12 protein-coding genes are annotated in these 15,389 nt (G+C 55.4%); 5 read left to right on the plus strand and 7 right to left on the minus strand.

Annotated elements, in window-relative coordinates; genetic code table 11:
* Positions 1 to 80: 80 nt before the first annotated feature.
* From AAGA79_RS13350 to AAGA79_RS13360, 3 genes are all read left to right on the plus strand, one after another.
* Positions 81 to 965 carry a VPGUxxT family thioredoxin-like (seleno)protein, type 2 gene (locus tag AAGA79_RS13350; RefSeq protein ID WP_411826306.1) on the plus strand — a complete coding sequence of 295 codons (885 nt, stop codon included), beginning with the start codon at positions 81 to 83 and terminating at the stop codon, positions 963 to 965.
* A gap of 79 nt (positions 966 to 1,044) precedes the next feature.
* Positions 1,045 to 2,919 (plus strand): threonine--tRNA ligase, encoded by a 1,875-nt coding sequence (thrS, locus tag AAGA79_RS13355; protein ID WP_411826307.1) that lies wholly within the window; start codon positions 1,045 to 1,047, stop codon positions 2,917 to 2,919.
* A gap of 234 nt (positions 2,920 to 3,153) precedes the next feature.
* Positions 3,154 to 3,951: an outer membrane protein gene (locus AAGA79_RS13360; protein WP_411826308.1), complete on the plus strand. Its 798-nt coding sequence runs from the start codon at positions 3,154 to 3,156 to the stop codon at positions 3,949 to 3,951.
* Between the two features lie 70 nt (positions 3,952 to 4,021).
* Here the strand turns inward: AAGA79_RS13360 and miaB are convergent, their stop codons facing one another.
* From miaB to AAGA79_RS13390, 6 genes are all read right to left on the minus strand, one after another.
* Complete coding sequence (miaB, locus tag AAGA79_RS13365; protein WP_411826309.1) at positions 4,022 to 5,404, minus strand: tRNA (N6-isopentenyl adenosine(37)-C2)-methylthiotransferase MiaB; 1,383 nt, start codon at positions 5,402 to 5,404, stop codon at positions 4,022 to 4,024.
* Between the two features lie 15 nt (positions 5,405 to 5,419).
* A complete protein-coding gene (locus AAGA79_RS13370) occupies positions 5,420 to 5,920 on the minus strand; it encodes a hypothetical protein (protein WP_411826310.1) in 501 nt (166 codons plus the stop codon).
* Positions 5,921 to 6,056: 136 nt separating this feature from the next.
* On the minus strand, positions 6,057 to 8,315 hold the full coding sequence (gene katG / locus AAGA79_RS13375; protein WP_411826311.1) for a catalase/peroxidase HPI: 2,259 nt from the start codon (positions 8,313 to 8,315) through the stop codon (positions 6,057 to 6,059).
* A 43-nt stretch (positions 8,316 to 8,358) separates the two neighbouring features.
* A complete protein-coding gene (locus AAGA79_RS13380) occupies positions 8,359 to 8,775 on the minus strand; it encodes a Fur family transcriptional regulator (RefSeq protein ID WP_411826312.1) in 417 nt (138 codons plus the stop codon).
* Between the two features lie 60 nt (positions 8,776 to 8,835).
* A complete protein-coding gene (locus AAGA79_RS13385) occupies positions 8,836 to 10,278 on the minus strand; it encodes a DUF3482 domain-containing protein (protein WP_411826313.1) in 1,443 nt (480 codons plus the stop codon).
* Positions 10,279 to 10,317: 39 nt separating this feature from the next.
* The gene (locus AAGA79_RS13390; protein WP_411826314.1) at positions 10,318 to 11,757 is read right to left on the minus strand and encodes a DUF2868 domain-containing protein; all 1,440 of its coding nucleotides are present in this window, start codon (positions 11,755 to 11,757) and stop codon (positions 10,318 to 10,320) included.
* Positions 11,758 to 11,811: 54 nt separating this feature from the next.
* Between AAGA79_RS13390 and AAGA79_RS13395 the strand changes: the two genes are divergently transcribed.
* Positions 11,812 to 13,140 (plus strand): N-acetylmuramoyl-L-alanine amidase, encoded by a 1,329-nt coding sequence (locus AAGA79_RS13395; RefSeq protein ID WP_411826315.1) that lies wholly within the window; start codon positions 11,812 to 11,814, stop codon positions 13,138 to 13,140.
* A gap of 82 nt (positions 13,141 to 13,222) precedes the next feature.
* Positions 13,223 to 14,287 carry a CNNM domain-containing protein gene (locus AAGA79_RS13400; protein ID WP_411826316.1) on the plus strand — a complete coding sequence of 355 codons (1,065 nt, stop codon included), beginning with the start codon at positions 13,223 to 13,225 and terminating at the stop codon, positions 14,285 to 14,287.
* A gap of 76 nt (positions 14,288 to 14,363) precedes the next feature.
* Here the strand turns inward: AAGA79_RS13400 and AAGA79_RS13405 are convergent, their stop codons facing one another.
* Positions 14,364 to 15,188 carry a helix-turn-helix transcriptional regulator gene (locus AAGA79_RS13405; protein ID WP_411826317.1) on the minus strand — a complete coding sequence of 275 codons (825 nt, stop codon included), beginning with the start codon at positions 15,186 to 15,188 and terminating at the stop codon, positions 14,364 to 14,366.
* Between the last annotated feature and the right edge of the window lie 201 nt (positions 15,189 to 15,389).

Here is a 15,389-nt window from a genome sequence, read left to right on the forward strand (position 1 = left end):
CAAATCACCCAGCTCGTCCAATCCCATCATCACTTTTCCATCAAGGCGGAATAAGTCCCCGAACATGCACTCCCACCTACATGAAAATATTTCCGCTACTCCTATTTACATTGGCCATCAATTCCTGTCGTGCAGCCACTGACAATCCTATTGAAGTGGGAAAAGTATCCTGGAACAGGGACCTCCCCGCAGCCCTGAACCTTTCGAAGGAAACCGGAAAACCCATTTTTGCACTCTTTCAGGAAGTCCCGGGCTGCGCCGGCTGCAAACAATTTGGCAAAGACGTCCTTTCAGACAACGGAATCGTTGAAACCATCGAAAAGAATTTCGTTCCACTACTCATCCACAACAACAAGGGAGGGAAAGATGCTGAAGTTCTCAGAAAATACAATGAGCCAGCGTGGAACTTTCAAGTCGTCCGCTTCCTCGACTCCGAAGGAAAAGACCTTATCCCCCGCAAGGATCGGATCTGGACAGCTGCCGAGCTCATCCCGCGTATGGAAGCAGCTCTAGAAAAAGCTGGCCGCACACAGGCTGCCAATCCGCCGAAAACCTCCCGGCTCGCACTTTGCCAGCACTGCTTCTGGACCGGCGAAATGAAGATCGGCGCAATCAAGGGAGTCACTCGCACAGAAGCCGGATTTTTCGACGGACGCGAAGTCACTCTCGTCGAATTTGATCCGACCCGCACCACCATCGCGGAAATCACCAAAAAGGCAAAATCAGAGGGAGTAGCCAGCGCCGTTTACCTGGATAATCCGGCGGAGCTCAAGGGCGCCCAACAGCTCACATCCGCTTATCGACCTGCTCCCGCCAGCGATCAGAAGAAACAACTTCAGGGCACCCCGTTTGCAAAACTTGAACTCAGCCCGGAGCAAGCCACCAAAGTCAACGCCTACGCCCGCACCGATTCCAAGAAAGCACTTCAATACCTCACACCCGCTCAAATCCGGGAAATTCGCTAATCAGGGCCCTCACAAGACATCGCTCCAGCGCTCGCACACAGTTGACTTGCGCCCCAATCCCTGCTTCAAAAGCCGCCCAATGTCCGAACGCAAGACCTTAGACGAACGAGCCCAGATGACAGACCTTGAGCGTGTGCGCCACTCCGCCGCGCACGTCATGGCCACCGCCATCCTCAGAATCTGGCCGGACGCACAGTTCGCCTACGGTCCTCCTGTCGAAAATGGCTTCTACTACGATTTCGAAATGAAGCACCGCATCACCCCCGACGATTTCGAGAAAATCGAGGCGGAGATGAAGAAAATTGCCAAGGAAAACCAGAAGTTCGAATACAAGGCGATTTCCCGTGAGGAAGCCAAAGCCATGGCGGAATCCGGCAGACTCGGCGGCCTCACAGAGCGCCCGGGCAACCCTTCACGCTTCAAGCTCGACCTCATCGATAAAATTCCGGAAGGCGAACAAATCTCCTGCTTCCAGAACGGTGAGTTCATCGATCTCTGCGCCGGCCCGCACGTTGGCTACACATCCAAGTGCAAAAACGTGAAAGTCATGTCCGTCTCTTCCTCTTTCTACATGGGAGACGAGTCAAAAGGCCAGCTTCAGCGTCTCTACGGCACCGCTTTCGAGAACAAAGATGACCTTGCAAACCACCTCACACGTCTGGAAGAAGCGAAAAAACGCGATCACCGCAAGCTCGGCCGCGAACTCGGACTCTTCCACATCGATGAAGCGGTAGGCCAGGGCCTCATCCTCTGGAAACCAAAAGGCGCACTCGTCCGCCGCGCACTCCAGGAATTCATCACCCAGGAGCTAGACAAACAAGGCTACTCCCAGGTCTTCACCCCCCATATCGGCAAACTCGATCTATACCGCACTTCCGGCCATTTCCCTTATTATCAGGAAAGCCAGTTCGCACCCATCGCCGAGCGCGATACCCTTGAGAAACTTGCCGATGAGGATGCCAGCTGCGCCACACTCATCAACGGCCTCGAGCAAGGCACCTACGAAGGTTACCTGCTCAAGCCGATGAACTGCCCACATCACATCAAAATTTTTGACAGCGATCACCACTCCTACCGTGACCTTCCAGTCCGCCTTGCCGAATTCGGCACCGTTTACCGCTGGGAGCAATCCGGTGAACTCGGCGGCATGACTCGCGTCCGCGGCTTTACGCAGGACGACGCCCACATCTTCTGCACACCCGACCAAGTCGCTGAAGAGCTCATCGGCTGCCTTGATCTCGTGAAAAAAGTTCTCACCACCCTCGGAATGAACGACTACCGCGTCCGCCTTTCCCTACGGGATCCGGAATCAGACAAATACGTCGGCGAGCCTGAGAACTGGGATAAAGCAGAAGCAGCCATCCGCAACGCCGTGCAGACTCTCGGCGTGGACTATACCGAAGAAATCGGAGAAGCCGCCTTCTACGGCCCGAAAATCGACTTCGTCGTAAAAGACGTCATCGGCCGTGATTGGCAGCTCGGAACCGTCCAGGTTGATTACAACCTTCCTGTCCGCTTCAATCTCTCCTACGTCGGCGAGGACAACAAGCCACACGTCCCGGTCATGATCCACCGCGCGCCATTCGGCTCGCTCGAGCGATTCACCGGACTTCTCATCGAGCACTTCGAGGGCAAATTCCCGACATGGCTTGCTCCGGAGCAGCTCCGTATCCTCCCGATCTCGGACAAAACACTCGACGAAGCCAACGCACTCGCCACCGAACTGGCAGACCTTGGCATTCGCTGCACAGTGGATCGCTCATCGGACAAAGTCGGAGCAAAAATTCGCAACGCCCGTCTCGAGCGCATCCCGAACATGGCCGTTCTCGGCCAGCGCGAAGTCGAGGAAGGTACCATCGCTGTCCGCATACGTGGTGAGGAAAAGCCGATCATCAAGCCGCGTCAGCAGTTCATCGACGACCTCCTCGCCGAGATCGCCGGCCGCACCCTCTGATCTCCGCTTAGAAACAGATTCCAAAGATTCGCCGCAGCCATTCACTTGGCTGCGGCTTTTTTGTTTTCAATTTTCAGGAATAACAACCGCTTTCAAAAACGTGATTAATATATCCCTATTCGTCATAACAGCCTCTCTGTAAGACAAATTCATCGATTACCGATCCTTCGGACCTATTCTGGTCGATGTTCGCAAAACGCGACACATCAGAACTAACCCCGAATAAAAATCGATATGAAAACATCCATTGCCACCCTCGCCGCTTGCGGAATCGCATCCGGCTTCGCCTTCGCCGGAGAACCAATGATGACCCAGGCCCCTCCTATGGAACCAACCTGGAACTGGACAGGATTCTACCTTGGCGCCCAAGTCGGCCTGAACTTCAAAACCGAAACGGATGACGGCCTGGTTCTTGACTCCAACCTCGACGGGAACTTCGGGGACACTGTTCCTTTTGGTGAAGCACCCGGAACTGGCGCTTTTGGAAACAATTTCGGACATGAGTTCGACGATGCACTCTCATACGGTGTGCTTCTCGGATACGATCAGCAATTTGATCGCTTCGTCCTCGGTGCCATCCTTGACTACAACCACACCGATATTCTCGAATCCCAGAACGGGTTCTCCTCAACACCTGCCTTTTACCGGGAGGAACGTACCATTGAAAACCTTTCCACCCTCAGATTGCGGGCCGGTTATCTGGTAACAGACCGCACCCTCGTCTACATCACTGGTGGTCTCGCCTACGGCGATCCTGAATATGCTTTCAACTCGAACAACCCGAACGGCACATCCACCGGAGATGCCGATGGTGACCTCGGCTGGGTAGCAGGCGCTGGCGTGGAAACCAGAATCACACAAAACTGGTCACTCACCATGGAGTATCTCTTCACCAGCTTTGGCGATAGTGACTTCAATACCAGCTTCAACAACGGCCCGTTCGCCACTGCGGCAGGTTCAACCAACGTCCGTGGCTCAGAGGAGGACTTCTTCTTCCACACCGTCCAAGCGAAACTTACCTATCGCTTCTAAGCTTTTTGCATCTGCTGTTTAGACCCAAGTCTGTCGTGATTCGTCACGGCAGACTTTTCCGTTTCTCGCATTAGACTCCCACTAAAACAGGAGTTCCGTAAGCAGTGAAATCATTGGCACTCTCGATTTTTACCTCCAGAATTTCTCCGGTCAGCCGCTCCTTATCGCCCTCGAAAATCACGATCTTATTCTGCGGAGTTCTTCCGCTGAGCGTGTCCGGATTATTCTTTGAAGCTCCTTCACAAAAGACCTTCTGGACAGTCCCGACGATCGCGCTCGTCTTCTCCTTCGCCAGTCGATTCACCACCTCCAGCAGCCGCTGGTTGCGCTCTTCCTTCACCGTTTCAGGAAGTTGGTCTTCCATTTCCGCAGCGGGCGTATCCTTACGCTTGGAGTAGCGGAAAACGAATGCATTATCGAACTCGAGACGCTCCACTGTATCGATCGTAGCCTGGAAATCCTCCTCGGTCTCGCCGGGGAAACCTACAATAATATCCGTTGTAATCGCCAGATCAGGCCGGGCAGCCTTCATCTTCTCGCAGATTTCGATGAATTTCTCATTCTTATACGGCCGGCGCATCGCTTTCAGAATCCTATCGGATCCGCTCTGCATCGGGAAATGTATGTGGGACATCAGCTTCGGCAGATAAGTAAATGCCGCCACCAGATCATCGCGATACCCGATCGGATGCGGCGATGTGAAACGGATTCTCTCGATTCCCTCCACCTCATGCACAGCTTCCAACAGCTGAACAAATGGCGACTTCCCGTCGATTTTCGGAAATTCGGTGCGCCCGTAGAGATTCACAATCTGCCCGAGCAGGGTAATTTCCTTAACACCCTGGCGCGCAAGAAACTCCACCTCCTTCACCACATCTACAATCGGCCGCCCGCGCTCTTTCCCGCGTGTATCCGGCACGATACAGAATGAGCAGCGCATGTTGCAGCCCTGCATGATTGATACGAATGCCGATGAATTCTGGGACTTCTCCAGATGATCGCGGATCGTATTCTGGGAATCCACCTCCTCCGCAGTATCGCACACAGAAGTCCCCTTCAGGGAAAACTCGGGATTATCCATCCTCGCTTCCAGCCGCTGCTTGAGGATTCCATCCACATGCTCGAATACCTTGTGATATTTCTGCGTGCCCACCACCACATCCAGGTGCGGAATCTGTTCGAAAAGCTCCTGCCCGCGGGATTGGGCCATACAGCCCATGAAACCATAGACCACATGCGAGCGCTTCCGCCGCTGCTTGCCCAGAATACCCATTTTCCCCAGAGCCTTCTGCTCCGCCTGATCACGCACGGAGCACGTATTGATCAGAATCGCATCCGCATCGAATTCCGATTTCGTAAGCGTGTAGCCGCCTTCCGTGAACATCCGCGCCACCTGTTCGGTGTCACGTTCGTTCATCTGGCACCCGTAGGTCTTTAGGTAAACTCGCGGCATAGTGGGTAAATGGATCTACGCCAGAGTCAGGCGCTCGTCGGACTCAAGCTTCTCGACAAGGCCCGGGTATCCACCCGGCACCTGCATGTTGAAGCAAAGAAGATACATGGTGAAAATTTTCGGGTCAAAAACGTCAACGAGCTTATCAACGGTCTCGTCAAGTTGCGCTTTGTCCAGCTCCTCCGGGAGTTCACCGGTCACAGAGCCATTGCCGTCATGCTCAATGCCTACACCGTCGCAGAACATTCCCAGCATCTTCTGCTGGCCGGCCATGAGGTAGGATTGCATCACCTGCTCGCCCACCGCATCGGAGGATTTGATCTGAAGCGTCTTCTGAATCCACGCATATTGGTCTTTCAGGGATTTCTTCTGGACGAAAACCGGACGCACTTTCCGCTCTGCCGCGAGAGTGGAAACTACTGACTTATAAACGTTACGATCGTTGGCGCGGAACCAATCGAACATTTCAGTAACAACGGCCGGATCGATTTCAGTAAAGATTTGGTGAGCTTTCAAAGTGGTAGAAAATGTTGGGGCGCAGAGTGAAAACTTTCGCCATCCAGAAAGCAATACTCTTTCAAGCCAAGAAAAACGGCCCGCCGTGAAAAATTCACAGCAGGCCGCTCTCCGGGGGGGAAATCCTGAGTCAGATCTATTTCTTCAGGTCAAACCGATCCAGCTCCATCACTTTCACCCATGCGGCGACAAAGTCGTTCACGAACTTCTCTTCCGCATCAGCACAGGCATAAACCTCGGCCACCGCACGCAGCACGGAGTTCGATCCGAACACGAGGTCGAATCTTGTTCCGCTCCACTTCGGTTGGCCGCTTTCGCGATCCTGTCCGAGGTATGCATTGCCACACGGGGAGATCGATTTCCACTCAGTGCCCATATCCAGCAAGTTGATGAAGAAATCATTTGTTAGCTGACCGGAACGTTGGGTGAATACACCAGCGGCCTCCTTGCCAACGTTTGCACCGAGCACCCGCAATCCGCCTACCAGAACGGTAAGTTCAGGAGCTGTCAGAGTCAGCAGTTGCGCACGATCGATCAGCAAATGCTCGGCAGGGATACTGAATCGGGCTCCGATATAGTTACGGAAACCATCCGCCACCGGCTCCATTTCGCTGAAGGAATCGACATCCGTCTGTTCTTGGCTGGCATCGGTGCGACCCGGCGTGAACGGCACATCAATGTCCCGACCAGCAGCCTTCGCCGCCATTTCAAGGCCCACGCCACCAGCGAGCACGATCAGATCAGCAAGAGAAACCTTCTTACCACCTGCTTGTGCGCCATTGAACTCAGCTTGAACACTTTCCAGAGCCGAAATGACCTTCGCTAACTGCTCCGGCTCATTTACCGCCCAGTCTTTTTGTGGAGCCAAACGCACACGGGCACCGTTGGCACCGCCGCGTTTATCTGAACCACGGAAACTTGAGGCCGAAGCCCATGCAGCGGAAACCAACTCGGAAACACCCAGGCCGGTGCCTGCGATCTTTTCCTTCAGTGCAGCCACATCCGCAGCATCGACCAATTCATAATCCACCGCAGGAATCGGATCCTGCCAAAGCAGGTCTTCCGCCGGCACCTCAGGCCCCAGATAACGGGATTTCGGCCCCATATCACGGTGGGTCAGCTTGAACCAAGCCTTTGCAAACGCATCCGCGAACGCATCCGGATTTTCTAGGAACTTGCGGGAAATTACCTCGTATTCCGGATCAAATCGCAGGGAGAGATCGGTAGTCAGCATCGTCGGGCGGTGCTTCTTGGTCGAGTCATGTGCGTCCGGAACTGTTTCCGCCGCATCTTTTGCGATCCACTGGTGCGCCCCCGCCGGGCTCTTCGTCAGCTCCCATTCGTTTTCGAAAAGATTCAGGAAAAATCCATGACTCCACTTGGCAGGTGTCTGGGTCCAGGTCACTTCAAGACCGCTGGTGATCGTATCGCCACCTTTACCTGTTCCATAACTGTTTGCCCAGCCGAAGCCCTGCGCCTCAAGAGGTGCGGCCTCCGCGTCGTCGCCCACATTGTCCGCAGGTCCTGCGCCATGGGTTTTTCCGAATGTGTGGCCACCCGCGATCAGTGCGACAGTCTCCTCATCATTCATACCCATCCGGGCAAAGGTCTCACGAATATCATGAGCTGCCAGAAGCGGATCAGGATTTCCATCCGGTCCTTCGGGGTTCACATAAATCAATCCCATCTGAACCGCTGCCAGTGGATTTTCCAACACGCGGCTATGCACATCACCATCCGCATCATCGTCGGATACCAGAGTTCCACGATCCTCTTCCGCACCTTTGGATCCATGCGCATAACGCTCGTCACCTCCCAGCCAGGTAGTTTCACGGCCCCAGTAAACATCCTCATCCGGCTCCCAGGTATCTGCCCGGCCACCGCCGAAACCGAAGGTTCTGAAGCCCATCGATTCCAATGCCACATTTCCGGTAAGGATCATCAAATCCGCCCATGAAATTTTCCGTCCATACTTCTGCTTGATCGGCCACAGCAAGCGACGCGCCTTATCAAGACTCACGTTGTCCGGCCAGCTGTTGAGCGGGGCAAAACGCTGCTGACCACGTCCACCACCCCCACGGCCATCGCCGGTCCGGTAGGTTCCCGCGCTATGCCATGCCATACGGATAAACAACGGCCCGTAGTGACCGAAATCAGCCGGCCACCAGCTCTGGGAATCTGTCATCAACGCATGCAGATCCTGCTTAACAGCTTCCAGATCAAGACTCTCAAACTCCTTCTCGTAGTCAAATTCGCCACCCATCGGGTCAGATTTTACTGAGTGCTGGGTCAGTAGGTCGACCCGAAGGCGATTCGGCCACCAATCCTCGTTGGTTGTTCCACCACCGCTCGGGGCAGCCTGGTTGAAAAATGGACATTTCGATTCGTTGCTCATGCTTTTTAGTCGGTTTGTTCTTTGTTTATACTTGTTGGAAAATTTATTCAGCCGCTTGGCAATCGGGGCACACCCCCCAGTAGATCACCTCCGCCTCATCAATCTTGAAGCCATGATCTTCCGCCGCGTGCAGACACGGCGCCTCGCCGATGGCACAATCCACATCCACCGTCGCCGCACACCTCCGGCAAATTAGATGGTGGTGATTATCACCCACCCGTCCCTCGAAAAGCGCCGGCGAGCCACTGGGCTGTATCCGGCGGATCAGCCCCTTATCGGTTAGCAATGCCAGCGAATCATAAACCGCCTGCTTGGAAATCGTCCCGATCGTCTCGCGGACAGATGCCGCTATTTGATCGGCAGTCGAATGTTGATGGCATGAAACAGCCTTGATTACCGCGATTCTCTGCGCGGTGACCGCTACTCCGTTTTGACGCAATTGATGACTTGGATCGTGCACGAGAGGAGACTCATGCAAGATCTTGACTAAGTCCAGAACTTTTTAGGTTTGCCTACCGAATCACTTTCCCACCTCTCCCATCGCCTCCTCCAGCGCCCAAAGAATTTTCACCTCCACATCCTTGCCCACCGGTCGATTTCCCTTCGCACAATCCACAAACCACTTACCCAAAAGCTTCCTGCGCTCCTGAGGGAAATTTTTCGTATATCCTTCCTCATCCGCCGCACCCAGCACCTCCACATCGCGCCGCCCATGGGCCCTTTCTAGAATTCTCCCATATCTTACCAAAACCCCATCCAGCAGAATCCATGGGAAATTCGCACTCCCCGGCGGCCCCATCACCAGCTCCTTCGTCTCACCGGTGGAAAATTTCACCCCATCCCGCATATCGACCTTCAGATCAGGCAACATACCACCCTTGAAAAACGCTGCAGCACCGCCACCCACACTACCAATGGCAGTAAAAATTCCGTGGGAGAAAAAACCCGTGGCAGCATCGATCGCCACCCCACCTGCAGCTCCGGCGGCTGCACCCACCATCGCCAGCTGACCACGACTCAACCCCCACTTCATCCAAACCTCCTCACTCTCCAGATCGATATCCTGGAAAGCCTCCTCCCCGCTCTCGACCTTCAATAAATGGTGCCGGTAAATCACCAGCAACTTCCCGAAACACTTACGCTCCAGCTTCTTCAGCCGCTCGAAATATTTCACCTTTAGCTCGTCCTCCTTCTGCTTCCGCCTCGTCGGCATCCGCTCATCCTTGTCGTCGATTTTTACCCGCACCCTCAGCTCCAGCGCCTCCGCCAAAAACTCGCGCGCCACCTCCGCAGCCTCATTCCGCCGCTCATCCCACTCCATCTCGATCAGGCGAATCGTCTCCTCCAACCGACCACGGTTTGCCTCTTCGATCTCCAGCAAAGCCTTCATCAGCAAAAGTCTCTGCTCATACTTTGCCTGATGCGCATCGAAGGTCCGCACCAGATTGAAAGCACTTCCCAGCTTCTCCCTCCACATCTCCTCGAACTCGGCGTTCCCGTCTTCACGGAAATTCATCAGCGCCAGCCTCGGCCGCCCGGTCCACCTCAGGATTTCCATCTCCGCCAGAAAATCATCCCGCAGCGGTCTGCCCGGATCCACCACATACATCACCCCCGCACCGTCCAAAAGCGGCTCCAGCAAACTCTTTTCATCCCGGAAATCATCACCCTCCTCCTGCACAAACCTCCGCAAGGAATCCCGCCCCGGAGTCCCCTCACCGTGGATCCTCTGGATCGCACGCATCGCCTCCACCGGACGTGAAAACCCCGGAGTATCGATAAACCTCACACACTCTTTCCTACCGAAAACCACCTTGTGCGCCTGCGCCCGCGTAGTCTCCCCCGGCGTGGGACTCACCCGCAGCACATCGTTGTCATCGATCTCCATCAGAGTCGCGATCACCGCGCTCTTCCCCATATTTACCCGGCCCACCACCGCGAATTCCGGCACTCCATCACTCATACACCTGCCCCCTTCACGCAAAACAGCCCAAGGCACTGATCACTTATACTCATCTTCATAAAAATAAATTTCCGACCCAGCATCCGCCAAGCCATCCACAAAGTCGCGCCAAATCCCCTCCTCCTCGGCCTTCGGCGCCACCGGTCCACCGTTTACCCCGGCATTCGCCACCAGGAAATAAATCATCACATCCACTCCGGCCAGACTCCTCACCTGCCGGTGCAAAGCCGCCATCCTCGGCGGTGAAAGCGCCCAGCCCTCTGCCAGAAACACAACACCTGCCGGCGCATTTCTGATCGATTTCCGCGCAGCCTCCTCACCCTTTTCATCCCAGACCCCCACCTCATACCACTCACCGGGATTCACCCGCAGCCTCCGCAGTAGAAAACCACGGAGACTCTCTTCCTTCAGCCCGGTCCCGCCCACATCCAGCACCAGAACTCCATCCACCGGAGCCTCACTCACATCCACCCGCCTCGTTCCCATCATCTCCCGCCAAAGCTCACGATGCCGTTTTGCCTGGAAATCCAAAGCACCCATCGCAGCCCGCTCCTTCATCACAGCGAAACCCCAGAGCAACAGCCTCGGCAACAGCCCCCAGAAGAAAATCGCCGCAAACAAAAACAAATACCACACGCCACCGTTTTCAGCACCCTTGTCGCCATCTTGCGCCGCAATCACAGCCCCCATCGAAGGCACTGCCTCCGGCCACACACCCGCCCATGGGAAACTCAGAAAACCAGTCACCTCATGTAGCCTCGCCGCCATCCACTCCGGCGTCGTCGATTCCCAGAAAAATCCCACCTCCAGAAACCAGATACATCCCAGCAAACCCGCCATCAACCCCACCGAGAACGTCACCGCCCCCACCTGCGTCAGCCTTACCAGATTCCACCCGAGAGCCTCCCAGCCCTTGCCCCCCTCCAGCCGCAGAACACGCCACCACTCCATTTTTCCAGCACCGCCGATTTTACCAACCAGCCACCCCAATAACTTCGGCACAATCCCCAGCCCCTTCGTAAACCTTCCCCTCACCAGCCAAACCAAGGCAGCCCCCACCAGCACCAGAATCTGCAGCCCGACAGCCACCCCCAGAACCATCGGGATATTAAACCCCATCCGCTCCCTATCCAGCAGCCCCGTCATCACCCCCACCCCTGCCAGAAACATAAAAACCACCACCAGCACCCCAACCACAAACCGGCCGCTAGCCCACACCTCACCCATACCCTCATAACCACCGCCCCTACACCGTTCCTCCAGCCAGGCAAGCATCCCCGCCCGCCGGGCACTCGCACCCTCCAGCCCTTTCACCGAATCACGAATCACACCATCATCCACCTCCACCGCATCTCCACGCCCTAGCAGCGCCTCAAAATCCACCAAATCCCGTATTGTCCAACGCTTCTTCAATACACACACACTACCAACCAAAGCACCCCACGCAATAGCATCCTTACCTCCCGACGTATTCGCCACCCTTCTCCATTTGAACCCAGCGAAAAATCACCTACCATCCACCATATCCGCCCCATGAAGAACCTTGCCCTCATTACCGTCATCATACTCCTCGCCTTGGTGACAGCACTCACGCTCAAGCTGGGTTCGAACGTTCCTGAGGAAATAGAACAGCAAACCGAAGACCTCTCAACACCCACGGAAACCCTCGACCCTACGAAAACCCCCGAACTCACCGAAAAAATCAACCCCACCCTCTCCATCCTGGCTGAGGCCCCGGACTGGAGCTCACTAGAGGCCTACCAGAACACCATTTCCCGCACTGATTTCGAAAAACTCCTCACCGAAATTTTCACCACGGACGATACCTGGCAAAGATACATCACCCTCTCCGACACCTCCGCGGAAATTCTCACCACCACCGATCCCGGCGCGCCACCCTTCATTTTGAATTTCGCCACCGCTGAATTCACAGCACCCACCCCTCGCCACTGGCAGGATACACAATCCCTCCCCATTCCGCCTCCCCGGAAACCTCTCGAAAATCTCCACATCGCCATTGATGCCGGCCACATCGGCGGTCAATGGGCACAGATCGAGGAACGCTGGTTCCAGATCGGAGAGGGCACACCCGTCACCGAGGGCGATATGACACTGAAAGTCGCCAAACTCCTCAAGCCGATCCTCGAGGAAATGGGCGCCACCGTCACACTCGTCCGCACCGATCCGGAGCCCGTCACCTCACTCCGCCCCACCGATCTCTCCTCACTCGCCACAGATCTCCCCGAGGATGACCCCGAGTCCATCCGGAAATTTACCGAGAAACTCTTTTACCGCACAGCTGAGATCCGCGCCCGGGCGGAAATCGTTAATAATACCATCAAACCGGATCTCGTCCTCTGCCTCCACTTCAATGCCGAAGGCTGGGGCGATCCCGATAATCCAACACTCATCCCCCGCACACATTTCCATGTACTTCTCAACGGCGGCTACACCAGCGATGAAGTCCACCTCGCGGACCAACGCTTCGCCATGCTGGAAAAGCTCCTCCAGCGCACCCACGAGGAAGAAGTCCTAGTTGGTAAAACCGTCGCAAAAACCTTCGCGGAGATTTCAAAACTCCCCCCCTACAAATATGCCTCCCTTGGCCAAAACGTCCGCGCTGTCCCGGACAGCCCCTACCTCTACGCAAGGAACCTGCTCGCAAACCGGCTCTATGACTGCCCCGTCATTTTCATGGAGCCATATGTCATGAACTCAATCCATGATTACAACCGTATCCAGGCTGGCGATTACCAAGGCCTCCGCGAAATCAACGGAGAAAACGTTCCCTCCATCTTCCAGGAATACGCCACAGCCCTCGCGGAAGGCCTCGCCACACACTACTCCAAGTCAGCCCCCTGACCACCTCGTTTGTATCGGTAAATCCACCGCATTTATCTTCCACTGACCGCCGATCACTGATAATCCGGCATCACATAATTTCATGACTCTACTCGTCACCTACATACTCATCGCCCTGATTTTCTCCTTCCTCTGTTCTCTTCTGGAAGCCTCCCTCCTCACCATCACCCCTACCAGTATCTCTCGTGCCATCGAGAAAGGCCTCCCGTGGGGGAAAAAAATGGAGAAACTCAAGGAAGACATTGACCGTCCACTTTCCGCCATCCTCACCCTTAATACCATCGCCCACACCATGGGCGCCGCCGGCGCAGGGGCACAGTGGGCTAAAATCACAGGAAACCAATGGGAAGCAGCTTTCGCCGCCACCCTCACCATCGCCATCCTCGTCATCACGGAAATTATCCCGAAGACAATCGGCGCACGCTTTGCTAGCCCACTCGCCCCTTTCACGGCCAAGTTTCTCATCTTCCTCACCACCGCACTGAAGCCTCTCGTCCTAGCGTCGAAATCCATCACCAGCATGATTTCCACCAAGGACGAGGAATATGATCCATCCGAGCACCGCGATGAACTCCTCGCCATGGCCCGCATAGGAGAAGACTCCGGCTCCCTCCACGCCCGCGAATCCCAGTTCGTCCATAACCTCATCCAGCTTCACGCAATGAAGGTATCGGACATCATGACCCCTCGCCCGGTCATCTTCTCCCTGCCGCAAACCACTCCGCTCGTGGATTTCGCAGCACTCATTGAGAACAAACCCTTCACCCGCATCCCTCTCTATGATCGTGGGAGCGATGATTTCTCAGGCTTCATCATCCGTGGCGATGCACTCATCGCCCACCTGAAGGACGATTACGATACCGGCACCCTCGCCGACGTATTACTCCCGATCGCCATCACCTCCGAATACGCCACCGTCGATCAACTCTTCCAGCGCTTCATCGCAGAGCGTCACCAGATCATGCTCGTCACGGACGAATTCGGCACCACTGTAGGCCTCGTCACCTTCGAGGACATCATCGAAACCATCTTCGGCTTCGAGATCATCGATGAAACCGATCACCACCCGGACCTGCAACTCCACGCGCGAAACCTCTGGCACGCCCGTGCTAAAAAGATGGGGATTGAGCTAGACTCCCAGCCATAACGCCGCTGCGAACCTGCAGCCATCGGTGAAATCACCGCCTCCCGCCGGCCCGTTTCCGGACCCTTGAAATCAAGGGCTAGGACTTCGGCCCGGAAATTTCAAGATGCAGCGGCCTGCCCTCCACCGGCACCCGCCAGTGGGCCAGGAAATACTCCTTCATAGCAGTGCGCACCTGCACCTTCAGCACCCCACCCTTCATCCCATAATCTCGGATGATCGTCTTGCGCTGATCCTCGTCCAGCCCCGTATGCGGCTGCAGGATCACAGTCTCCATACTCTCCCACTGGGTATCCGATAACACCGGGGAGAAAACCTCCTCCGGCCACTCGGCACCCTCCATCCTGCTCAGGACAAAGTCCCGGAAATCCTCGTTTTCAAAGCACCACGCCCGCACATGCCAGCGGTATCCATCATGCCCAAGAGCATGTGGAGCTATATCCCTATCCCGCCCCCCACTGCTGCTCACGCTCCAGTATTTCACCCGGATCTTCCTTCCACCTTCCATCGCCAGGAACACCCGCCTCTGCACCACCGCGTCTGCCTCACGCGTCAATGGCCGGAAAAAATCTACCATAGCACCCGCCCCCATCGATCCCGCCATCCCCATCACCGGCGCCGCTCCCCCTAGAAACAGCGATACCGCCTGCTCGATCTTCGGCTCATGCATCACGCATACCATCCCCTCACCAGCCTCATACCGCTTGCGTCTCACATTGTAGACCAGCGCCGTCGGGTTCATCTCCTGATACCCCTGCAGATCCGCCGAAGCCTGCGCCGCGGAAATTCCAAAAACATTACGCAGGTCCGCACGATTCACCACACCCTTCCACCACGCCAAACGCTCGATGAACAAAAGCCTTTCACGACCCGCCCACTGTTCTCTGCTACTTTTATTGCCCATCTTGCAAATACGTCGTTTTATAAAAACATATCGTTTTTATTGACGCGTTATAAAAATTTCACCATTGTGAACACGTCGATAAAAACGACACACGTGTATTTCTACACAACTCCATAACACTCAACCAGTAAAAACTTAAGAAACACTAAATAAGACCCGAACCCGCCCTAAATTCCACCCAATCGCAACCCTACAACCAGC

It is taken from the genome of Luteolibacter sp. AS25, assembly GCF_046736275.1.
In the GTDB taxonomy this organism is placed as follows: domain Bacteria; phylum Verrucomicrobiota; class Verrucomicrobiia; order Verrucomicrobiales; family Akkermansiaceae; genus Luteolibacter.